At 47.9% G+C, this 20,007-nt stretch carries 23 protein-coding genes and 1 riboswitch; of the genes, 22 read left to right on the plus strand and 1 reads right to left on the minus strand.

Annotated elements, in window-relative coordinates; all coding sequences use genetic code 11:
* The first annotated feature begins 143 nt into the window (after positions 1-143).
* From DWY84_RS04335 to DWY84_RS04355, 5 genes are all read left to right on the plus strand, one after another.
* Entirely contained in the window at positions 144-335 is a 192-nt protein-coding gene (locus DWY84_RS04335) for a DUF6019 family protein (RefSeq protein WP_118531168.1), read from the plus strand.
* A gap of 24 nt (positions 336-359) precedes the next feature.
* Positions 360-1,049 (plus strand): response regulator transcription factor, encoded by a 690-nt coding sequence (locus DWY84_RS04340; protein ID WP_118531169.1) that lies wholly within the window; start codon positions 360-362, stop codon positions 1,047-1,049.
* Positions 1,025-2,290: a HAMP domain-containing sensor histidine kinase gene (locus tag DWY84_RS04345; protein WP_118531171.1), complete on the plus strand. Its 1,266-nt coding sequence runs from the start codon at positions 1,025-1,027 to the stop codon at positions 2,288-2,290. Before DWY84_RS04340 ends, DWY84_RS04345 begins: the two co-directional genes overlap by 25 nt.
* A 113-nt stretch (positions 2,291-2,403) precedes the next feature.
* Positions 2,404-3,078, plus strand: coding sequence for an ABC transporter ATP-binding protein (locus tag DWY84_RS04350; protein ID WP_118531173.1), 675 nt, complete (start codon positions 2,404-2,406; stop codon positions 3,076-3,078).
* On the plus strand, positions 3,075-5,504 hold the full coding sequence (locus tag DWY84_RS04355; RefSeq protein WP_118531175.1) for an ABC transporter permease: 2,430 nt from the start codon (positions 3,075-3,077) through the stop codon (positions 5,502-5,504). Before DWY84_RS04350 ends, DWY84_RS04355 begins: the two co-directional genes overlap by 4 nt.
* 153 nt (positions 5,505-5,657) lie before the next feature.
* Here the strand turns inward: DWY84_RS04355 and DWY84_RS04360 are convergent, their stop codons facing one another.
* Positions 5,658-5,990, minus strand: a complete 333-nt coding sequence (locus tag DWY84_RS04360; RefSeq protein WP_118531177.1) for a helix-turn-helix domain-containing protein — start codon at positions 5,988-5,990, stop codon at positions 5,658-5,660.
* Positions 5,991-6,197: 207 nt separating this feature from the next.
* Here DWY84_RS04360 and DWY84_RS04365 point away from each other — a divergent pair, with 207 nt between their 5' ends.
* From DWY84_RS04365 to DWY84_RS04445, 17 genes are all read left to right on the plus strand, one after another.
* A complete protein-coding gene (locus DWY84_RS04365; RefSeq protein ID WP_243024753.1) occupies positions 6,198-6,701 on the plus strand; it encodes a nuclear transport factor 2 family protein in 504 nt (167 codons plus the stop codon).
* 110 nt (positions 6,702-6,811) lie between these two features.
* Positions 6,812-7,207: a pyridoxamine 5'-phosphate oxidase family protein gene (locus tag DWY84_RS04370; protein ID WP_118531179.1), complete on the plus strand. Its 396-nt coding sequence runs from the start codon at positions 6,812-6,814 to the stop codon at positions 7,205-7,207.
* Between the two features lie 18 nt (positions 7,208-7,225).
* A riboswitch (FMN riboswitch) is annotated at positions 7,226-7,340 on the plus strand.
* A 60-nt stretch (positions 7,341-7,400) separates the two neighbouring features.
* Positions 7,401-8,039 carry an ECF transporter S component gene (locus DWY84_RS04375; RefSeq protein WP_182434910.1) on the plus strand — a complete coding sequence of 213 codons (639 nt, stop codon included), beginning with the start codon at positions 7,401-7,403 and terminating at the stop codon, positions 8,037-8,039.
* 5 nt (positions 8,040-8,044) lie between these two features.
* On the plus strand, positions 8,045-8,410 hold the full coding sequence (locus tag DWY84_RS17700; protein WP_118531183.1) for an FAD-binding protein: 366 nt from the start codon (positions 8,045-8,047) through the stop codon (positions 8,408-8,410).
* 1 nt (position 8,411) lies between these two features.
* Positions 8,412-8,792 (plus strand): 4Fe-4S binding protein, encoded by a 381-nt coding sequence (locus DWY84_RS04385; protein ID WP_243024755.1) that lies wholly within the window; start codon positions 8,412-8,414, stop codon positions 8,790-8,792.
* 2 nt (positions 8,793-8,794) lie between these two features.
* Entirely contained in the window at positions 8,795-9,565 is a 771-nt protein-coding gene (locus tag DWY84_RS04390; RefSeq protein WP_118531186.1) for a protein-ADP-ribose hydrolase, read from the plus strand.
* Positions 9,519-10,403 (plus strand): Sir2 silent information regulator family NAD-dependent deacetylase, encoded by an 885-nt coding sequence (locus tag DWY84_RS04395; protein ID WP_118531188.1) that lies wholly within the window; start codon positions 9,519-9,521, stop codon positions 10,401-10,403. The genes DWY84_RS04390 and DWY84_RS04395 overlap by 47 nt, the downstream gene beginning before the upstream one ends.
* 91 nt (positions 10,404-10,494) lie before the next feature.
* Complete coding sequence (pap, locus tag DWY84_RS04400) at positions 10,495-11,973, plus strand: polyphosphate:AMP phosphotransferase (RefSeq protein ID WP_118531190.1); 1,479 nt, start codon at positions 10,495-10,497, stop codon at positions 11,971-11,973.
* A gap of 75 nt (positions 11,974-12,048) precedes the next feature.
* Complete coding sequence (locus DWY84_RS04405) at positions 12,049-12,456, plus strand: DUF3842 family protein (protein ID WP_118531192.1); 408 nt, start codon at positions 12,049-12,051, stop codon at positions 12,454-12,456.
* A 289-nt stretch (positions 12,457-12,745) separates the two neighbouring features.
* Complete coding sequence (gene larE / locus DWY84_RS04410; protein WP_118531194.1) at positions 12,746-13,495, plus strand: ATP-dependent sacrificial sulfur transferase LarE; 750 nt, start codon at positions 12,746-12,748, stop codon at positions 13,493-13,495.
* Entirely contained in the window at positions 13,492-14,259 is a 768-nt protein-coding gene (gene larB, locus DWY84_RS04415) for a nickel pincer cofactor biosynthesis protein LarB (protein WP_118531195.1), read from the plus strand. The genes larE and larB overlap by 4 nt, the downstream gene beginning before the upstream one ends.
* Positions 14,260-14,319: 60 nt before the next feature.
* Entirely contained in the window at positions 14,320-15,666 is a 1,347-nt protein-coding gene (larC, locus tag DWY84_RS04420) for a nickel pincer cofactor biosynthesis protein LarC (RefSeq protein WP_118531196.1), read from the plus strand.
* Positions 15,667-15,793: 127 nt separating this feature from the next.
* Positions 15,794-16,597 (plus strand): class I SAM-dependent methyltransferase, encoded by an 804-nt coding sequence (locus DWY84_RS04425; RefSeq protein ID WP_118531198.1) that lies wholly within the window; start codon positions 15,794-15,796, stop codon positions 16,595-16,597.
* 15 nt (positions 16,598-16,612) lie between these two features.
* A complete protein-coding gene (locus DWY84_RS04430; protein WP_118531200.1) occupies positions 16,613-17,554 on the plus strand; it encodes an ABC transporter permease in 942 nt (313 codons plus the stop codon).
* A complete protein-coding gene (locus DWY84_RS04435) occupies positions 17,551-18,405 on the plus strand; it encodes an ABC transporter permease (protein WP_118531201.1) in 855 nt (284 codons plus the stop codon). The genes DWY84_RS04430 and DWY84_RS04435 overlap by 4 nt, the downstream gene beginning before the upstream one ends.
* Positions 18,405-19,190 carry an ABC transporter ATP-binding protein gene (locus tag DWY84_RS04440; protein WP_118531202.1) on the plus strand — a complete coding sequence of 262 codons (786 nt, stop codon included), beginning with the start codon at positions 18,405-18,407 and terminating at the stop codon, positions 19,188-19,190. Before DWY84_RS04435 ends, DWY84_RS04440 begins: the two co-directional genes overlap by 1 nt.
* Before the next feature lies 1 nt (position 19,191).
* Entirely contained in the window at positions 19,192-19,965 is a 774-nt protein-coding gene (locus DWY84_RS04445; protein ID WP_118531203.1) for an ATP-binding cassette domain-containing protein, read from the plus strand.
* The last annotated feature ends 42 nt before the right edge of the window (positions 19,966-20,007 follow it).

Here is a 20,007-nt window from a genome sequence, read left to right on the forward strand (position 1 = left end):
AAAAAGCTCGGTTTTCTTATATGGAAACATATCCACCGCAAAATGTGTGCCAGGTTGTAACCTCGGATTAGATGTCACGATTTGAGACAGTGGATTAGATGTGAAGGATAATTGATTAAATCGGGATTGACAGAGGTAATGAAATGTTTGAAGAATTAGGAATTAGTTTTGGCACAGCACTAATCGTCTTACTTGCATTATATTTTATAGTTAAGTGGGCGGTCAAAAATGGAATAAAAGAAGCCTATAGGGATATTACAGGGAAAGTCACTACCGAGGATATTGTGGCAGAACAAATATGTAACGAACTAGGTCTTAACGAAGAGGAAAAATAGTTAATAAAGAGAGGTGCATATGCTATGCCAGGTATACTCGTGGTCGAAGATGATGAAAATTTAAATCGTGGAATTACATTCTCACTGAAAAAATCCGGATATGAGGTTTTTTCTGCAGAATCAGTGAAAAAAGCGAAAAGAATTGCAAGTGATAATAATGTGGATGTTACCATTTGTGATGTGAATCTTCCGGATGGGAATGGACTGGAATTTGTAAGGTGGATGAGAAGCAATTATAATACATACATTATTTGCCTTACAGCACTAGATCAGGAGATGGATCAGGTCATGGGATATGAAGCAGGGGCAGATGATTATATTACAAAGCCGTTTAGTCTTTCGGTACTTCTTTTGAAAATAGAAGCACATTTCCGCCGCAGACAGGAGAAAACGGAAGCCGGAAAGATGATTTCGGGAGATATCGTATTTATCGCAGGAGAAATGAAAGTCCTGATAAAGAGTCGTGAAATCAGTCTGACAAAAACGGAGTTGAAAATGCTGACTTTTTTTCTTCAGAATCCGAAACAGATTCTTTCAAAAACACAAATATTGGAAAATGTGTTTGATCTGGAAGGGGATTTTGTGGATGAAAATACAATCGCTGTCAATATCAGAAGACTCCGTGAGAAAATCGAAGACAATCCGGCTGCACCGGTCTATATAAAGAATATCAGAGGTCTTGGGTATATATGGAATCAGGAGGTAAGGCAGTGACAAAGAGATATCGCAAGAAGATTACAGTAGTGCTCTCCTTGGTATTATCTGTCATATTATTGTTTGCAATATTAAATTGCTTTACCACGTATGTGTTTTATGAAGATTATAAATATAAAATGAATCTTATGACAGAGATTGCTGCAAAGGAAGAATTTTCCGGGCTGGATGCTGTTTCGGAATTGCTTAAGGATAAGGATATTGAAACTAACGAACAGGGAAGGCGATTATTGGAGAAATATGGATACTGGGGGAATAAAGGGAATGCATTTTATTCGCAATTCCGGCATCAGGTTATGGTGACCGGTGCTGTAAGCACTGTGATATGCGTGCTTCTTTTGACTTTTTTACTTTATTGGAAGAAAAAAGAAGATGCGTGTCATCAGAAAATTTTAGACCAGTTGGAAGAAATTCTGATCAGATTCCGTGAAAATAAATTTGATGATTTACTGAAAACGGAAAATCAGGCAGAACTGGAAAAATTGAATGACCAGCTTGAAGCAATCGGACATCATATTCAGTTGATAAAGGAAGAAGCAAGGGCAGAAAAGGAGAACACGAAAGAAATGGTTTCTGATATTTCTCACCAGTTAAAGACACCGGTTGCAGCTTTGGATACATGTTTTAGTGTGCTGATGCAGAATGACTTAAGTGCCACAGAACAGGAGGAGTTTCGTATCCGTTGTCGGAGTGCTCTGGATGGACTGGAGACATTATTGCAGTCGCTTCTTGAAATATCCAAGCTGGAAACTGGACTGATTCAGATTAATAAGAAAAAACTTCCGCTTATAGATACTGTCATATCTGCTGTGAACCGCACTTATCCTAAAGCGGATGAGAAAGAAATTGAATTCGTTTTTGGCTATGAAAAAGAGCTGGAAACATGCACGATTATGCAGGATAAAAGGTGGCTTGGTGAAGCTGTGATCAACGTTCTGGATAATGCGGTCAAGTACAGTCCGTGTGGTTCAAAAATATTTATCCGGTTACAAAAAAGAAACGATCTTGTAAGAATGGAAATTGAGGATCAGGGAATTGGTATTCCGCAGAATGAGTATCACAAAATTTTTCAACGATTTTACAGAGGAAGTTCCAAGGAGGTCATGGAAAAGAGTGGTACAGGAATCGGACTTTTTCTATCGAGAGAAATTATCGAAAAACACGCAGGTACGATTACGGTAACCTCCGGCAAAAAGAAAAAAGGAAGCACGTTTGTGATTCAATTACCATATGTTGGTTAAATTTTAAGTGGGCAGAAATCTTACAATTCTGTAAGACTTCTGCTCGTTTTTTGAAAGTGAAATGAAAGATTGCCCTGATACAATTTGGATGTAAGATGAAAAGGAGGCAACACATGAGTATGATATTAGAAACCAAGCAGCTTTGTAAGTTTTATGGCGCAGGTGAGAATCAGGTCAAAGCGGTCAATCAGGTGGACATTCAGATTGAGCAGGGAGAATTTGTCGCAATTGTTGGAAAGTCAGGTTCCGGTAAAAGTACATTACTTCATATGCTTGGAGGGCTAGACACCCCGACAAAAGGCAGTGTTACTTTAGCAGGGAAAGATTTATACAGGATGAAGGAAGATGCCCTTGCTGTTTTCCGCAGAAGAAAAATCGGATTTGTTTTTCAGGCATTTAATCTGGTTTCATCTGTTAATGTCTGGGAAAATATTGTACTGCCACTGGGGCTGGACGGAAGAAAAGTGGATGAAGCGTATGTAAATGATATTATTACAACTCTGGGGATTGAAAACCGGATTTATAATCTGCCAAATCAGTTATCCGGAGGACAGCAGCAGAGAGTAGCAATTGCAAGAGCACTGGTGAATCGTCCGGAAATTATATTTGCAGATGAGCCGACAGGAAATCTTGATTCTAAGACCAGTGATGAGGTAATCGCTCTGCTTAAGATGACAGCAAAAAAATATGGACAGACAATTGTAATGATTACCCATGATGACGAAATTGCACAGGTCGCTGACCGTATTCTGGTGATTGAGGACGGACAGGTGGTGGATTTCAGATGAAGACAATAAACAGGATTGCATATAGCAATGACAAAAGGAACAGGACAAGAAGTATACTGATCATGATGGCAATCTGTCTGACCACGATGCTGCTTGTTATCATCAGTACTGTGGGAAATGGGGTAATTCATTTACAGAAAAGTCAGGCGGCAAGCTCATACGGAAGCAACTACGGCCTGTTTATCGCCGCAGATGGTACGCAATTAAAAGAAGTGGAACGCAGAGCTGAGATATCTGATATCGGCATCATGTGTACGGAGGGCATCCTGAAAGGAAATGAAAAAGGCGGCTTTGTCAGTGCGGATGAAACGGTTAGGAAAATGCTTCCCTATAATCAGGAGTATGTGTTGAAGGAAGGTACCTATCCGGAAAAGGCGCAGGAAATTGCCGCAGGACGCGCTTTCTTTGATGCAGTGGGATACCATGATGTAAAGGTCGGAGACACCGTAACATTGGAGTACCGTTCCGGCATGCAGTCGGAATACGCACCGGTGGAATTTACTGTCAGCGGGATTTTATATGACCGGGATGAATATACCATCGAGGCTTCCTATGTTGTATTCGGTTCGCAGGATTTTTATAATGAGCGTGTTGCGGAGGGTGACAGGCAATATAATATCTATTTTACCTTGAGCGATTCTGCAAATGTATCTATGAATAATGTTGCGCCTGTTATAAAAGAAATCGCGGATTCCTGCGGCATTGACCAGAAAAACGTGATCATCAATGACCTCTACCTGCAGTGGGTATTGCAGCCGAGCTATGAAATGATTGTGGTTTGTGGAACCCTGATCCTCGGAATCGTGCTGTTTTCCGTTGTGGTCATTTATAATATCTTCCAGGTCGGGATCGCCCAGAAGGTTCAGGAGTACGGAAAAATCAAGGCGCTGGGTGCAACCAGAAAGCAAATGAAGCAGTTGATCTTTCGTGAGGGCATTCTTCTGGCAGTTCCTTCGATACCGCTGGGGCTGCTGTTTGGTTTCCTGATTGCAAAAGTCAGCTTCAACTGGCTGGTGGAGCAGGGAAATCTGGTATCGTCCGGAATCAAGAACCATCAGGTGCCTCTGTTTTCACTGACAATTATGTTCTTCTGCATTTTTGTATCGTTTCTTACGGTCGTTTTGGCTCTGCGCAAACCCATGAAAATTGTTTCTCGGATTTCACCTATCGAAGCGACACGGTATCTTGACGGCTCCAAAACGCAAAAACAGGGCAGACGAAAAGGCAGAAAAGATGTCACCGTTTTCTCCATGGCAATGGCAAATGTGACAGGTAATCCGAAAAGAACCATTGCTACGATTCTTACCATGGGGCTTTCCTGTGTATTGTTTGTAATTATCTCTAATTATGTTGGGAATATTGACACGGAGCACGAGGCGCGGATTGCAATCAACCATGGACAATTTGAGTTGCAGCTGGATTATTCCCAGAATTATGATGAAGCCTATTCGGAGAATAATCTGGACACAATCCTACAGAACAACCCACTGAATGATTCAATGATTGAAGAAATCAAAAGCATTCCAGGAGTGACAGATGTCATGATGAGAGAGATTGTCTATGTAAATCTGAACGGAACAAGATATCCGGCTGATATTGTGAGTAAAAATGATTTTGATTTTATGCGCCAAGACGGGGATATTGGCTCTATGGACTATGATCAGGCGGTAAAGAATGGTGAAATTTTCTTTGGCTGGTCGACATGGATGGAACAAGATGGATATGCTCCGGGTGAATCTATTGCATTTGACTTTGAGAATGGAAGTGAAACCTATACCTATCAGGGAAAGATTGCAGGATCCTTTGTAAGCGCGGACACTTATCTTGTCATTCCGGAAGGTGTTTACCGTTCCATGAATCCGAGGGGAACAGCCTATGGCTATCTGTGGGTGGACTGTGATAAAAAAGATGTTGCATCTGTGGAACAGAGTCTGAATACTTTGATTTCTAATACTTCGCATATAAAAATGGATACCTATCATGCACAGTTACAATCTGCAGAATACGCAAGCCGTATGATGAAGCTTGGCTGCTATCTGTTCATGGCAATTGTCGGTCTCATTGGGTTTATGAATCTGGCAAACACCATGATCATCAATATCATCACGAAGAAGCAGGAATACGGTGTGCTGCAAGCGGTAGGCATGACTAATAAGCAGTTGAATCTGTGCTTACAAATACAGGGTTTGATTTTTACGGTTGGCACCATCTGCGTCGCACTTGCTGCCGGTCTGCCCCTTGGCTATGCACTGTTTTCCTATGCGAAGCATAATGGGATTTTTGGAATGAACGTTTATCACGTTCCTCTTATCCCGATTCTTGTTATGATTCTTCTGGTTGGTATTCTACAAATTGTGCTTTCCTGTGTTTTAAGCAGTAATCTGAAAAAGGAAACGCTGGTAGAAAGAATAAGGTATCAGGGATAGCAAGTATTGCTGGGATATCCTCAGTATCATAACAGGAATTAAAAGCACTTGGCTTCAAAAAGTTTTGTACTTTTGACAAAATGCAACCGATTTTTCATCAATTATAATAAATTTGATTAAGCAGCCTGTGTGTAATGAAGCATACAGGCTCTCTTACTGTTTGGCCTTATATGCTTCGCCCCATGCCCACATGGAATCCAGAATGGGCTTCAGGCTCTTGCCCAGTTCCGTCAGAGAATATTCCACTCTCGGCGGGACTTCGGCGTAGACCTTGCGGTTCACCAGTCCGCTCTCCTCCATTGCCCGGAGCTGGGCGGTCAAGACCTTTTGTGACACATTGCCAACGGACTTTTTCAGCTCCCCAAACCGCTTTGTTCCCGGCATCAGGTCACGCAGGATCAGCACCTTCCACTTGTCCCCGATGAGGGTCAGCGTGGTCTCTACGGGACAGGCAGGAAGTTCGTTCTTTGCTTTTGCTTCGATCATTTCAATCCCTCCAAAAATATTTTTTCAAGCGCCAAATTGCCGAAAACCCAGTAACGGCGCAATCGTTTCTTCTTGGTAACTACTCATTAGTTTCTATTTGGTAACTACAGCACAATATTGTGCTTACTTTACGAATTGTGGCTACGGTATTATTATACTGCCAGAGGCAAACGAAAGAAAGCCCAATCACCAAGGAGGTTACTTAAAATGAAAAAAATTCTTTCTCTCACGCTGGCTCTTGCCATGCTCGGCACGGCTCTCACCGGCTGCGGTTCTAAAACGGCTGCACCTGAAACATCCGTGGAACCCACCCAGCAAACGGCGCCTTACCAGCAGGAACAGAGCCAGACCGAAAAGGCGCTGGCGCTCATCAACACCTTTGCTACCGGCGATACGGACACCGCCCGCAGCCTGCTCTCTGATGGTTACATCCAGCACAATCTGGCGTACGGCACCGGTGCGGACGCTTTTATCGGTTCCGTGGAATATCTTGCATCCGCTGATGTGAAAACGACGGTGAACAACATCCGTGCATTCGAGGACGGTGACAAGGTATTCTTGCAGACAATTTATAATTTTGCTGGTGCCGGTGAGCAGGTCGCCTTTGACATCTTCCGCTTCGATGAGGACGGCAAGATTGCCGAGCATTGGGATGTGATGGAGACCATCGCAGACCAGTCCACCTGGCAGAATCAGAACGGTAAGTTCTAATGGTTACCAGGAGGTAACCATACCACAATATTGTGCGTACTTCGCAAGCCGTACAAATCGTATTACAATCAAATCACCAAGAGAAAAAACAAATTACGGAGGTACTTATCATGAACAAAGTCGTAGAATTTCTGAATGTCAACCCTGTGCAGTATCTTGCTACCGTCGGTCGTGACGGTAAGGCAAAGTGCCGCCCGTTTATGTTCGCTGGCGAACTGGACGGTAAGCTGTGGTTCTGCACCAACAACCAGAAGGATGTATACAAGGATATGCAGGAGAACCCGGAGGTAGAGATCTCCGTTTCCAGCCCGGAATACGCATGGATCCGTCTGCATGGCAAGGCTGTGTTCGAAAACAATATGGCTGCCAAGGAAATGTGCATCCAGAACCCTATCGTGAAGGGTCAGTACGGTGAGGCCACCAACCCTATCTTTGAGGTGTTCTATCTGGACGATGCGCACGGCGTCATCGCTGACTTCTCCGGCAACACTCCTTACGAATTCTAAAGAAATAAGACAGAATATTGCGATCTTCGAGGCGGGGGGCAGTTCCCCACCGGCGGTAAAGTCCGCAAGCCGAAAGGCATGATACGGTGAGATTCCGTAACCGACGGTATAGTCCGGATGAAAGAGGATAGAACAATGCCCGATGGTCTATCACAACCATCGGGCATTACACTATCCCAGAAAGGGAATGAAAATGATGAAACAGATATCTGTAAAAAAGACGGTGTTTATTGGAATGATGGGAGCTGTTTCAGCGGTATTGATGCTGCTGAATCTGTCGCTGCCGTTTGCGCCGGGATTTTTGAAATTCGATATTTCTGAATTGCCGGCACTGTTTGCCGGGTTCTTTCTGGGACCGCTCAGCGGTTGCAGCGTAGTAACTGTCAAGATACTGCTGAAAGTTCTTATGCAGGGGTCGGATACCGGGTATGTCGGAGAACTGATGAATGTGATGGGAAGCATCTGCTTTATCCTTCCTGCATCTCTGCTCTATCGCTGGAAACATACCAGGCAGGGAGCGATTATCGCCATGACGGTATCCACGGTTCTGGTCAGTGCAGCATTCATCTTTATCAATGCCTATATTGCGTTTCCGCTGTATTCCAAATTATACGGGATGCCGATGGATGCCATCATCAGCATGGGCACCGCAGTCAACCCCATGATTACCGACCTTCCGTCTTTGATGCTGTTTTCAGTGTTTCCTTTTAACCTTTTCAAGCACGGCGTGACATCATTTATCACCTATCTGATTTATAAGCGTGCCGGAAATACACTACGAGGGATCATTGCCGTACCTGAGCCGCAGTTTCGCAACGCAGAACATTTTTAGGAGAGATCAAACGATATAATGAATTGTGCTGCCAAAAGCATGACGATGATTTTGGGAAAGATTCCCGGTTGATGAACCCTGTCGAAAAGGCGCCCTTCTATGCAAGCGGCACGATCAAAGACAGTCATAGACCCGGTGGGCAATCGCTGAAAATTCTCGTAACTGTCAGCGGGCTGGAGATCAACGAAAACCAGCAGGTATTAAACCGGGACTTTGAACCGATTTCGGGCCTATATGCCACGGGAAATTGCATCGGAAGACGGTTTGGTGTACAATATACCACATCCATGCCGGGGCAGAGCATCAGTATCGCACAGACACTGGGACGGGAAGTCGGGCTGTATCTGGCTCGAAATCAGAAGGATAAGTAAAATGAAAGCAGATGTTCCATATTTGAAATCCCTCGTGGATGAGATTTTTGAGAAAAACACCTATATGCAGTCCATCTATCCCGGTGATACCCGCAGTGCGTTAGAGGTGTTTTGCCTGTACGAAGCGGACGGCGAGTATTTTGATATCAGCGACCCGGCACACATTGTCCGGGACAGCTGCACCATTGGAAAAGAAGCACAGGAAGCACCGGGTTACTATGTAGGCGAAGGCTGCATCGGCTGCAAGCTGTGCTATTCGGTCTGTCCGCAGAAGTGCATCGACATTACAAAGAAGCCTGTGGTGATTGACCAGCACCACTGTCTCCACTGCGGACGGTGTGCGGAAACCTGCCCTAAGCAGGTTATCGAAAAGAGGGTTTGACTATGAACCAGAGTGAAAAAAGACAGTTTCTCATTCAGTCACTTTTGAAAGAACGCCCGGAATATCGGGATTTGAGTATCCAGGCAGAGTCGGAGAGCCAGCGCCAGCTTTTGCGGGGACTGATGAATATTCGTGCGCCCCGGCGTATGGATGCTGAGTTTCTGAAAACACAGGACGAATATCTGCAAGCTGAAACCGCAGCAAAGGGCATTACCGATATTGACGACCTGACGCCTGTTCAGCCGAGACTGTATCTCTGGCAGGGTGACATTACAACGCTTCGGTGTGATGCTATCGTCAACGCTGCCAACAGCGGCATGACCGGCTGCTATATTCCGAACCACCGTTGCATCGACAACGCCATTCACACCTTTGCGGGCGTGGAGCTGCGCCTTGCTTGTGCGGAGCTGATGAGGCAGCAAGGTTATCCCGAGCCCACCGGTCAGGCAAAGATCACCCCGGCGTTCAATCTGCCCTGCCGCTATGTGCTGCACACCGTCGGCCCGATCATCAACGGGCGCGTGACCAAAGCGGATGAGGAATTGCTCGCCTCCTGCTACCGCTCCTGCCTGGAACTGGCAGCGGAAAACAATCTGGAAAGCGTGGCGTTCTGCTGTATTTCCACGGGTGAGTTTCATTTTCCAAACGAGCTGGCGGCAGAGATCGCCATAGAGACCGTCAAAGAATTTCTCAAAAAACAAACCAGTGTAAAGAAGGTGATCTTCAATGTTTTCAAGGATTTGGACAAAGCCATCTACGAAAAGCTGCTCTGAGCCGATGGAACGGCTGAAAGCTGCTTTACAGGACAGTGACGCCGTGGTAATCGGTGCCGGTTCCGGACTGTCTACGGCAGCGGGCTTTATATACACCGGCGAACGGTTTGAAACATACTTTTCTGATTTTGCCCGGAAATATGGCTTTCGGGATATGTACTCCGGCGGCTTTTATCCCTTTGACATGCTGGAGGAGTATTGGGCGTATTGGAGCCGGTATATCTACATCAACCGCTATCAGGATGCGCCTAAGCCGGTCTATGAGGACCTTTTTAAGCTGGTACAGGACAAAGATTATTTTATCATCACCACGAATGTTGACCATTGCTTTCAGAAGGCTGGCTTTGACAAAAAGCGGCTTTTTTACACGCAGGGCGATTACGGCCTGTTCCAGTGCAGTGAGCCTTGCTGTCAGGAAACCTTTGATAACGAAGCTGTGATCCGCGAAATGGTCAAGCGGCAGGAAAATATGAAAGTCCCGACCGAGCTTCTTCCGTCCTGTCCTCACTGCGGCAAGCCTTTGACCATGAATCTCCGCTGTGATGATACCTTTGTAGAGGATGAAGGCTGGCACGCAGCAGCGGAGCGGTATGAGAATTTCCTCCGAACCCGCGCAGGACAAAAAATTCTATTTCTTGAATTGGGCATTGGCTATAACACCCCGGTCATCATCAAATACCCCTTCTGGCAGATGACGGCGAAGAATCCAAACGCAATCTACGCCTGTATCAACCAAGGGCAAGCGGTTTGCCCGCAGGAGATCAAAAAGCAGTCTATCTGCATGGATGCAGATATTGGACAGGTTTTGCATAGCCTGTCTGATACTGCAATTCAATAAAAGATAGGACAATACACTTGATGTTTCGTCCTTTTTCTTTTTATAATAAGAGAAAGCAAAAAAGTGAACTGCCAGATAAAGGAGGTTTTTTATGCTGAGAGAATGGATAGCGGCCGAGATGCCGGAAGAAGAGGAACTCAAAAACAGATTGGAAGCAGCCAGGGAGAAAATGGCGGTGCAGCAGCTTCAGATGAAAGAGAAAAAGGTGCCAGTACTGGTGCTGGTGGAAGGCTGGGGAACCTCCGGCAAGGGCTCCAGCATTGGACGCATCATCCAGAATATTGACCCTCGTTTCTTCAAGGTATTTGACATGGAGAAGAAGACGGAGGAGGATGCAAGAAAACCGTTCCTGTACCGCCATTTTGCAAAGATTCCAGAGGCGGGAAAGTTTGTATTTCTTGATTCCGGCTGGATGAACGAGCTGACAGGCGGGTATCTGCAGGGGAAACTTTCGGAAAAGGAGTACGCGAAACGGATTGAGAGCGTGCAGCGGTTTGAACGTCAGCTTACGGACAATGGTTATCTGGTAGTAAAGCTGTTTTTAAATATTTCAAAGAAAGAGCAGGAAAAGCGGATCAGCCGTCTGACCGATGAGAAGGATACGGCATGGCGGGTTGGCAGTTATGACTTATGGCAGAATGAGCATTATGAGAAGTGCCAGGAAATATTTTCGGATTATTTAAAGCAGACGAATCAGCCGTCAGCTCCCTGGTATATCATTGATGCAAAGTCCAGAAAGTGGAGAGAACTGCAGATTATGGAGATTCTGACACAGGGAATTGACATTGCCCTTAGTAACAGCCAGATGGCTGTGCCGCTTCTGCAGAATGTATTCCCGCTGGAGCGGATGCCACTGCTTTCCGAGGTCCCGCTGGATAAGACCATTTCGGATGAGGATTATAAAAAGGAATTAAAGCAGCTGCGTCAGCGCCTGGGTGAGCTGCACAACCGCCTGTACCGTAAGAAGGTTCCGGTGGTTATTGCCTATGAGGGCTGGGATGCGGCCGGCAAGGGCGGAAATATCAAGCGCATCACCAGCGCACTGGATCCCCGAGGATACGAAGTGCACCCGATTGCAAGCCCAGAACCCCATGAGAAGGCGCGGCATTATCTGTGGCGTTTCTGGACAAGACTGCCGAAAACCGGTCACATTGCCATTTTTGACCGGACTTGGTACGGCCGTGTGATGGTAGAACGGCTGGAGGGCTTCTGCAGTGAAAATGACTGGAAACGCGCCTACCATGAGATTAATGAATTTGAGAAAGAACTTCATGACTGGGGCGCTGTCATCATCAAGTTCTGGGTACAGATTGATAAGGATACCCAGTTAGAGCGTTTCACCGAACGCCAGAATACCCCGGAGAAGCAGTGGAAGATCACGGAGGAAGACTGGAGAAACCGCGATAAGTGGGATCAGTACGAGCAGGCTGTGAATGAGATGATCGCCAAAACCAGTACGACCTATGCGCCGTGGCATATCCTGGAATCTGTAGATAAGAAATATGCTCGGATCAAGGCGATGAAGATCGTGGTGGAGGAATTGGAGAAAGCGTTAAAAGTGCGAGAGTAAAGTTGTAAAAAGATGTAAAAGGATATAAATGAGTAAACTGGACGAAACCTTCAGAAAAGAGGAAACAGCAACATTATGAATATACTTGTAATTGATGCGCAGGGCGGCGGCATTGGAAAGCAGATTGTCAGCGCTTTAAAGAAGCGGTACCCGGAGCAGTACATCACCGCGGTGGGAACCAACAGTCTGGCCACTTCGGCCATGTTAAAGGCCGGGGCGGATGTGGCGGCTACCGGAGAGAATCCGGTTATTGTGTGCAGCCGCAAGGCTGATGTGATCATTGGACCAGTTGGAATTGTGATTGCAGATGCCCTCCTTGGCGAGATCACGGCAGCCATGGCGGTGGCCGTGGGCCAGAGTCCGGCTAAGCGTATTCTGGTTCCGGTGAACCACTGTGATAATTACATTGTGGGCGTGACGGATCTGAGTATGGCGAAGCTGATTGAAGGCGTGGTGACAGAAGTAGGAAAGCTGATTGGATAGGCACCGCTTGCCATAAAAGAAAGAATATGCTATAATTCTTCATAGATTTTGACAGCACGAAGCTGTCTGGCAGAAGCACGAAGCTTCTGATTATGAATTAATTAGCAGCAAGTGATTATGAGATGAACACCTGAATATTACAGGTGGTGTGTCAGTATTTTATTTAGAATAATGTATGCACATGAAGGCATATGGCCCTTCCAGGAGGGGCCGCATGCCTTTTTTCTGTCTTTACGGTGCTGTTTGCCGCACCTGGGACAATTACTTTGAGAAAGAGAGGGCTTAACTTATGAACTTACAGGAATTTTTCAAAGAAAACCCGAAGGTAGCGCTGGCTTTTTCCGGCGGCGTGGATTCTTCTTATTTGCTTTATGCAGCGATGAAATACGGCGCGGATGTGAAGGCATATTATGTAAAGGCGCTGTTCCAGCCGCAGTTTGAGATGGATGATGCCATGCGCCTGGCAGAGCAGCTAAAAGCACCGGTGCGGGTGCTTCGCGCGGATGTGCTTTCCGATCCGGTTGTAGTTTCCAACCCATCCAACCGCTGCTATTACTGCAAGAAGGTTATTTTTAATATGATCATGAAGGCCGCTGCGGAGGATGGTTATACCGTATTGTTAGACGGAACCAATGCCTCTGATGATGCGGGAGACCGACCGGGTATGAAAGCGCTACAGGAGCTGCAGGTAAAATCTCCGCTGAGAGAGTGCGGCCTCGTAAAATCTGAGATCCGCAGACTCTCCAAAGAGGGAGGCCTCTTTACCTGGGATAAGCCGTCTTACGCGTGTCTGGCAACTCGTATTCCGACCGGCTGTGAGATCACGGCAGAGAAGCTTCAGAAGACGGAAAAGGCAGAGGATTTTCTGTTCTCCCTTGGCTTCAGTGATTTCCGTGTCCGCATGATGCCGAACGGCGCGGCCCGCCTGCAATTGCCGGAAAACCAGCTTCCGCTGCTTATGGAGAAGCGAGAAGAAATTCTGGATGAGTTAAAGAAGAGCTATCCGGCTGTGCTTCTGGATCTGGAGGTGCGCGGATGAACAGCGAGATCAGAAAGACTCTTGAGGCAGTAAAAAGCGGCGAACTTTCGGTAGATGACGCGCTGCTTGCCATCAAAAAAGAACCTTTTGAGGATATTGGTTACGCAAAGGTAGACCTGCACCGGGGAATTCGCCAGGGCGCAGCTGAGGTGATCTACGGTGCCGGAAAGACACCGGAACAGATGACGGGGATCATCGGAGCGATGCTGGAACATGAGGTAAAGACCATTTTGATTACCCGCCTGTCTGCGGAGAAGGCAGATGTGATTCAGAAAACTTACCCGCAGATGGATTACCGCAAAGACGCGAAGATTGGTACCATTGGCCAGTTTCCGGCAGCAGACGGACTGGGAAAGATCGTGGTGGCAACCGCCGGAACTTCTGACATTCCGGTGGCAGAAGAAGCGGCCCTGACGGCCGAAGCCCACGGCAATGAGGTGGTGCGCCTGTATGATGTGGGAGTGGCCGGACTTCACCGACTGCTGGCCCACATGGATGAGATCATGAGTGCGTCCGTCATTATTGCCATTGCCGGAATGGAGGGCGCGCTGGCCAGTGTCATTGGAGGCCTGGCAGACTGTCCGGTGATCGCGGTACCGACAAGCATCGGATATGGGGCATCCTTTGGAGGCGTATCCGCACTGTTATCCATGCTGAACTCCTGTGCCAGCGGAGTTTCGGTGGTGAATATTGATAATGGATTCGGAGCCGGATATCTGGCAAGCATGATCAATCATATGACAGGCGCAGAAAGTAAGAAGTGAAAAACTGAGAAAGCGTGACTAAAAAGTACAGAAGAACGGTTACGGAGAGGGGATTGTAATATGAAGACATTATATCTGGAATGTGGAATGGGCGCTGCAGGCGATATGCTGACTGCGGCTTTACTGGAACTGATGCCAGACCCGGATGCGGTTGTGGCAGAACTGAACGGCCTGGGGATTCCCGGTGTGCAGTTCAGCAAAGAGGCCATGAGCAAGTGCGGCATCGGCGGAACTCATATGACCGTGAGGGTGCATGGGGAGGAAGAGTCCGAGGAGATGTTCCATCACCATCATGAGCATCACGATCATCCACATGAGCACGAGCACAGTCATGAAAGCGCGTGCCATGAGCATCACGATCATCTCCATGAGCATGAAGATCATGAGCACACCCATGAGCACCACCACGAGCACGCCCACGAGCATACCCATGAACACACCCACGAACACGGTGATGCTGGTCACACGCATCATCACCACAGCAGTCTCCATGATATTGAGCATATCGTCTGCGGTCACCTGAACATTCCGGAGCAGGTGAAGCAGGATGTGATGGCAGTTTACGGCCTGATTGCGGAGGCGGAGAGCCATGCCCACGGCGTTCCGGTTACGGAGATCCATTTCCACGAGGTGGGAACCATGGATGCCGTTGCGGATATCACAGCAGTCTGCCTGCTGATGAACAAGATTGCTCCGGATCAGGTGATCGTTTCCCCGGTTCATGTGGGAAGCGGTCATGTGCACTGCGCTCACGGCATTCTGCCGGTTCCGGCTCCGGCCACTGCTTACATTTTAAATGGTGTGCCGATGTACGGCGGCGCAGTGAAGGGCGAGCTCTGCACTCCGACCGGCGCAGCGCTGTTAAAGCATTTTGCCACCCGTTTTGGTGATATGCCGGTAATGAGGACCGAGGCGATCGGTTATGGCATGGGCAAGAAGGATTTTGAGCAGGCCAACTGCATCCGTGCAATGCTGGGTGAGACGGAGGATGCTGGAGACAGTGTGCTGCAGTTAGAGTGCAACGTGGATGATATGACGGCAGAAGAGCTTGGGTTTGCCATGGAAGCAATTTTGGCAGTCGGTGCGCTGGAGGTTTACACCGTTGCGGCGGGCATGAAGAAATCCAGACCGGGCACACTCTTGAGCGTCCTGTGTCATGAGGCGGAAAAAGAGAAACTGGTGCGCGTGATCTTCCAGAACACTACTACCATCGGCGTGCGGGAGCATGCTTGCAGCCGCTACACCCTAAAGCGCAGCTTTGAGACCGTGCAGACTCCGTACGGAGAGGTACAGAAAAAGATTTCCTCTGGTTATGGCGTGACCCGGGAGAAATATGAATACGAGGATCTGGCGCGGATCGCCAGAGAGCAGGGAATGTCCCTGGAAGAGGTGCGAAAAAGTATCTGATATAAAACGAGGCTGTGTGCGCAGCAGCACAGAAATAAAAAGTGGCAGCAATGTGGATGGGAAGCTGGTGAACAGTTAAACAGCTGAACAGAAAGAAAACTGCCGCGGGAACGGGAGAACTTGAGAGGTGCAGGAACATAATAATCAGGATACGATATTGGATGCCCTTACGTCTTACTGGACGGACCGGGCAAAGAGTTACAGTGCGCAGAACATTGCAGAGATGAATGACTGGCGCAGGGAGGCATGGAGAAAGCTGATTCTCTCCCACGCGCCTCAGAAAGAAGTGCTGCGGGTGCTGGATATTGGCGCCGGTCCGGGATTTTTTGCCATCAATCTGGCGTTGGCCGGGCATGAGGTAACTGCAGTCGATGTGACGGAAGAGATGCTGCAGTACGCGAAAAGCAATGCGGAAAGTTATGGGGCAAGGGTGGATTTTGTTCTTCACCGGGGCGAGTTTCTTCCGTTTAAAGATGGAAGCTTTGACCTGATCGTCAGCCGAAACGTCATCTGGAATCTGGAGTATCCGGAGCAGGCCCTGGAGGAATGGGAGAGAGTCCTTGCGCCGGGCGGACGCATGATATATTTTGATGCCAATTGGTATTTGTATCTTTATGATGAGGAACTTAGCGCCCGGAAGAAAGCCGCGGAGGCGGCCTTCCGCGCAAAATACCCGGTTCACAATTATGCAGGAAATATGTCAAAGGCACGGGTGCTGGAACTGGAGCAGACCGCTTATGCGCTTCCACTTTCGAAAGAAAAACGCCCCGAGTGGGATAAAAAGGTGTTAGAAAAACTAGGTATGCGGATGGTTGAGGTCATTGAGGACATTGGCCCTGGCGTGCAGGATCCGCTGGACTGGGAGCGGGACAGTCTGAATCATACCTTTATGATCTGTGCGGAAAAGCCGGTAACGGCTGATCAGGGATGAAAGAGGTAACGAAAATTGAAGAAATATATAGGAAAGCGGCTGCTGCAGCTGATTCCGGTGTTGTTTGGCATCACTTTTTTGTCCTTTGCCATGATGCGTGCGGCAGGCAGTGATGCCGTGATGGAACTCTATGGAGACAAGGGCGCGGTTGCTCAGGAAATCATCGATGCCAGAAGAGCGGAGCTGGGGCTGGACCAGTCGTTTTTCACCCAGTATCTGGCCTGGCTTCGTGGAATATTGACCGGGGATATGGGAATCAGCTATGTTTCGGGAAAAAATGTGTTTGATACCTTTGTTTCGAAACTGCCTGCAACCCTGTTGTTAACGGCGTTATCTATGGGCGCAACGGTTGTATTCTCTATTCCATTGGGGGTTCTGGCTGCGGTGCGCCATGATAAGTTTACAGATTATTTTTTGCGCTTTTTCAGCTTTGCGGGCAATTCTATGCCAAATTTTTTTGTGGCTTTGCTTTTGACGCAGTTGTTTTCTATTCACTGGAAACTGTTTCCGGTTATTTCCGGCGGAAATACCATGCAAAGCGCGCTGCTTCCAACGCTGACACTGGCCATTGCCATGTCTGCCAAATATATGAGGCAGGTGCGCGCAGCGGTTCTGGAAGAACTGAATAAGGATTATGTCATGGGAGCCAGCGCAAGGGGCATCCGGCCTGGCGTGATTCTCTGGAAGAGTGTATTGAAATCTTCGATGCTGACGATTATTACTCTGATGGCTCTGTCCATTGGCAGTCTGTTGGGAGGAACCGCGATCATTGAAAGTATTTTTATGTGGGACGGTGTAGGGAAACTGGCAGTCGATTCGATTACCATGAGGGATTATCCGATGATCCAGGCCTATGTTGTCTGGATGGCGGTGATTTATGTATTGGTAAATCTGATCAGTGACCTTCTTTATCATGCACTGGATCCCAGAATTCGTCTGGGGGTAAGGGAAGAATGAACAATGTGACCGTTCGAATTCAGAAAAAATACCGTGACAGCGTACGGATGCGCCTGTTTGTGTTCGGAACCCTGGCAGGGCTTCTGGTGATTGCTTCCGCTTTTTCCCGGTATCTTACCCCATATGATCCCTATTTACAGGATTTAAGCAATGTTAAGGCGGCACCCAGTGCGCTTCATCTTTTGGGCACAGACCGTTATGGGAGAGACATGCTTTCCAGGGTGATAGCCGGAAGCAGAGCCAGTGTGTTTTCCACGCTGCTGCTGGTGTCGGTGATTACCGTTGTGGGCACAGCCGTGGGCATTCTCTGTGGCTGGCGCGGCGATTTCACGGACACTTTTTTCATGAGGATCTCAGATGTTTTTCTTGCCTTTCCTGGCCTGGTGTTCGCGCTGGCGGTGGCAGGCAGCTTTGGCGGCGGACTGCATAACGCGATCATTGCTCTGGCAGCCATTTCCTGGCCTAAGTATGCGCGGATTGCCCGCAGCCAGACCCTTGCCCGGAAAGAAACGACATGGATGCGGGCGGTAAAGCTTTCCGGCAGCGGAACGTTCAAGATTATTCTGAAACATCTTCTGCCGAATATCATGGGGCCGGTACTGGTGACTTCCATGCTGGACATCGGAACCATGATGATGGAACTGGCGGCGCTGAGTTTTCTGGGACTGGGGGCCAAACCTCCGGTTCCGGAATGGGGCAGCATGATGAGTGACACGCGAAGCCTTATGACCATATCTCCCTGGATTACTTTTTCACCGGGAATCGCGATTTTTCTTTCTGTTATGATTTTTAATCTTCTGGGTGATACGATCCGGGACTACGCGGATCCAAAGAGCCGGGGAGGAAACTAATGGTGGAACATTTATTAAGATACGATCAGGTGGATATATCCTACCGGGGAGAGCTGGCGGTAAAGCAGGTAAGCTTTGCGGTAGATCCGGGAGAAATACTTGGAATTGTAGGAGAAAGTGGCAGCGGAAAATCTACACTGATTAAGGCCGCCATGGGACTGTTGAGTCAGGAGGGGCTGGTCACCCGGGGCGATATCTGGTATCAGGGAAAAAATATCACAGATTTACCAGGGAGAGACCGCCGGAGACTGAATGGGCCGGAGCTTGGCTATATTTTTCAAAACGCGGGCAGCTCCTTTTCACCGATTCGCACGGTGGGAGTCCAGTTATACGAAACGATGAAGGAACACAGCCGGATCTCGAAGAAAGAATTTCAGGACAGGGCACTGGAACTGCTGGCAAAGCTTGGTTTTTCGGATGGCATGAGAATCTTAAAAAGCTATCCTTTCGAGCTTTCCGGCGGTATGCAGCAAAGGGTCGGAATTGCCGCGGCGATGCTTTTAAATCCGCGGCTCCTTTTGGCGGATGAACCAACCTCGGCGCTGGATGTTTCGGTGCAGAAACAGGTGGTAGAGGAGATACTGATGGTGCGGAAAAGTTTTGGCACAGCTATTGTGATGGTGTCCCATAATTTGGGGGTCATTGAAGCCATGGCAGACAGGGTTCTGGTGATGAGAAATGGAGAAATGCTAGAATATGGAGAAACCAGGAAGATTCTGACGGATCCGCAGACAGCATACACAAAGGAATTGCTTGCAGCTGTTCCGCGCTTAAGGAGGAAGTAAGATGGGGCCAATTCTGAAGGTGGACAATCTGTCAAAAGTTTTCTTGCGGGGCGGACAGCAGCCGGTTACAGCGGTAAAAAATGTCAGTTTTGAGCTGATGCCAGGAGAATGTCTTGGCGTGCTGGGAGAGAGCGGCAGCGGAAAAACGACTATGGTAAGTATGATTACCCGATTACTGGATGTTACAGTGGGGCAGATTATTCTGGATGGTCAGAATATCACAAACCTGCGGGGAAAGGAACTTCGCAGTGTTTATAGAAAGATGCAGATGGTTTTTCAGACTCCGGCAGATTCCTTTGATCCGAGAAAGACACTGGGGGATGGAATCGGGGAAAGCCTGAGAAATGCCGGAATGTCCAGGCGGGAGACCCGGGCAGAAGTGGAACGGCTATTAGAGCAGTGCGAACTGTCAAAGAAATTCGCCGACCGTTATCCGCACCAGGTCAGCGGTGGGCAGTGTCAGAGGGCGGCCATTGCCCGGGCGCTGGCTATTCAGCCAAAACTTCTGATTTGTGATGAGGCGACCTCAGCTTTGGATGTGACAGTTCAGAAGGAAATCATCGATCTTCTGAATCAGCTGCGCCTCGCGCAGGGAAAACATCTGTCCATTCTGTTTATCTGTCATGATCTGTCACTGGTGCAGCAGTTCTGTGACCGTGTGCTGGTCATGTATCAGGGAGAAATTGTGGAACAGGGGAAGCCGGACGATGTGATTCAGAAACCAGAACATGCGTATACCAGGAGACTGATTGACAGTGTTCTGGAGTTTGAATAATCCAGAGTCAGGAATGATACAGATAAAAATTATATGAAGGAG

The sequence above is a fragment of the Clostridium sp. AF27-2AA genome, assembly GCF_003478505.1.
Classification (GTDB): Bacteria; Bacillota; Clostridia; order Lachnospirales; family Lachnospiraceae; genus Brotaphodocola.

What these genes read in the sequence shown, in the direction of transcription:
- DWY84_RS04335 (WP_118531168.1), top strand. Translation starts at nt 144, where the DNA reads ATGTTTGAAGAATTAGGAATTAGTTTTGGCACAGCACTAATCGTCTTA.
- DWY84_RS04340 (WP_118531169.1), top strand. Translation starts at nt 360, where the DNA reads ATGCCAGGTATACTCGTGGTCGAAGATGATGAAAATTTAAATCGTGGA.
- DWY84_RS04345 (WP_118531171.1), top strand. Translation starts at nt 1,025, where the DNA reads ATGGAATCAGGAGGTAAGGCAGTGACAAAGAGATATCGCAAGAAGATT.
- DWY84_RS04350 (WP_118531173.1), top strand. Translation starts at nt 2,404, where the DNA reads ATGAGTATGATATTAGAAACCAAGCAGCTTTGTAAGTTTTATGGCGCA.
- DWY84_RS04355 (WP_118531175.1), top strand. Translation starts at nt 3,075, where the DNA reads ATGAAGACAATAAACAGGATTGCATATAGCAATGACAAAAGGAACAGG.
- DWY84_RS04360 (WP_118531177.1), bottom strand. Translation starts at nt 5,990, where the DNA reads ATGATCGAAGCAAAAGCAAAGAACGAACTTCCTGCCTGTCCCGTAGAG.
- DWY84_RS04365 (WP_243024753.1), top strand. Translation starts at nt 6,198, where the DNA reads ATGAAAAAAATTCTTTCTCTCACGCTGGCTCTTGCCATGCTCGGCACG.
- DWY84_RS04370 (WP_118531179.1), top strand. Translation starts at nt 6,812, where the DNA reads ATGAACAAAGTCGTAGAATTTCTGAATGTCAACCCTGTGCAGTATCTT.
- DWY84_RS04375 (WP_182434910.1), top strand. Translation starts at nt 7,401, where the DNA reads ATGATGAAACAGATATCTGTAAAAAAGACGGTGTTTATTGGAATGATG.
- DWY84_RS04385 (WP_243024755.1), top strand. Translation starts at nt 8,412, where the DNA reads ATGAAAGCAGATGTTCCATATTTGAAATCCCTCGTGGATGAGATTTTT.
- DWY84_RS04390 (WP_118531186.1), top strand. Translation starts at nt 8,795, where the DNA reads ATGAACCAGAGTGAAAAAAGACAGTTTCTCATTCAGTCACTTTTGAAA.
- DWY84_RS04395 (WP_118531188.1), top strand. Translation starts at nt 9,519, where the DNA reads ATGTTTTCAAGGATTTGGACAAAGCCATCTACGAAAAGCTGCTCTGAG.
- pap (WP_118531190.1), top strand. Translation starts at nt 10,495, where the DNA reads ATGCTGAGAGAATGGATAGCGGCCGAGATGCCGGAAGAAGAGGAACTC.
- DWY84_RS04405 (WP_118531192.1), top strand. Translation starts at nt 12,049, where the DNA reads ATGAATATACTTGTAATTGATGCGCAGGGCGGCGGCATTGGAAAGCAG.
- larE (WP_118531194.1), top strand. Translation starts at nt 12,746, where the DNA reads ATGAACTTACAGGAATTTTTCAAAGAAAACCCGAAGGTAGCGCTGGCT.
- larB (WP_118531195.1), top strand. Translation starts at nt 13,492, where the DNA reads ATGAACAGCGAGATCAGAAAGACTCTTGAGGCAGTAAAAAGCGGCGAA.
- larC (WP_118531196.1), top strand. Translation starts at nt 14,320, where the DNA reads ATGAAGACATTATATCTGGAATGTGGAATGGGCGCTGCAGGCGATATG.
- DWY84_RS04435 (WP_118531201.1), top strand. Translation starts at nt 17,551, where the DNA reads ATGAACAATGTGACCGTTCGAATTCAGAAAAAATACCGTGACAGCGTA.
- DWY84_RS04440 (WP_118531202.1), top strand. Translation starts at nt 18,405, where the DNA reads ATGGTGGAACATTTATTAAGATACGATCAGGTGGATATATCCTACCGG.
- DWY84_RS04445 (WP_118531203.1), top strand. Translation starts at nt 19,192, where the DNA reads ATGGGGCCAATTCTGAAGGTGGACAATCTGTCAAAAGTTTTCTTGCGG.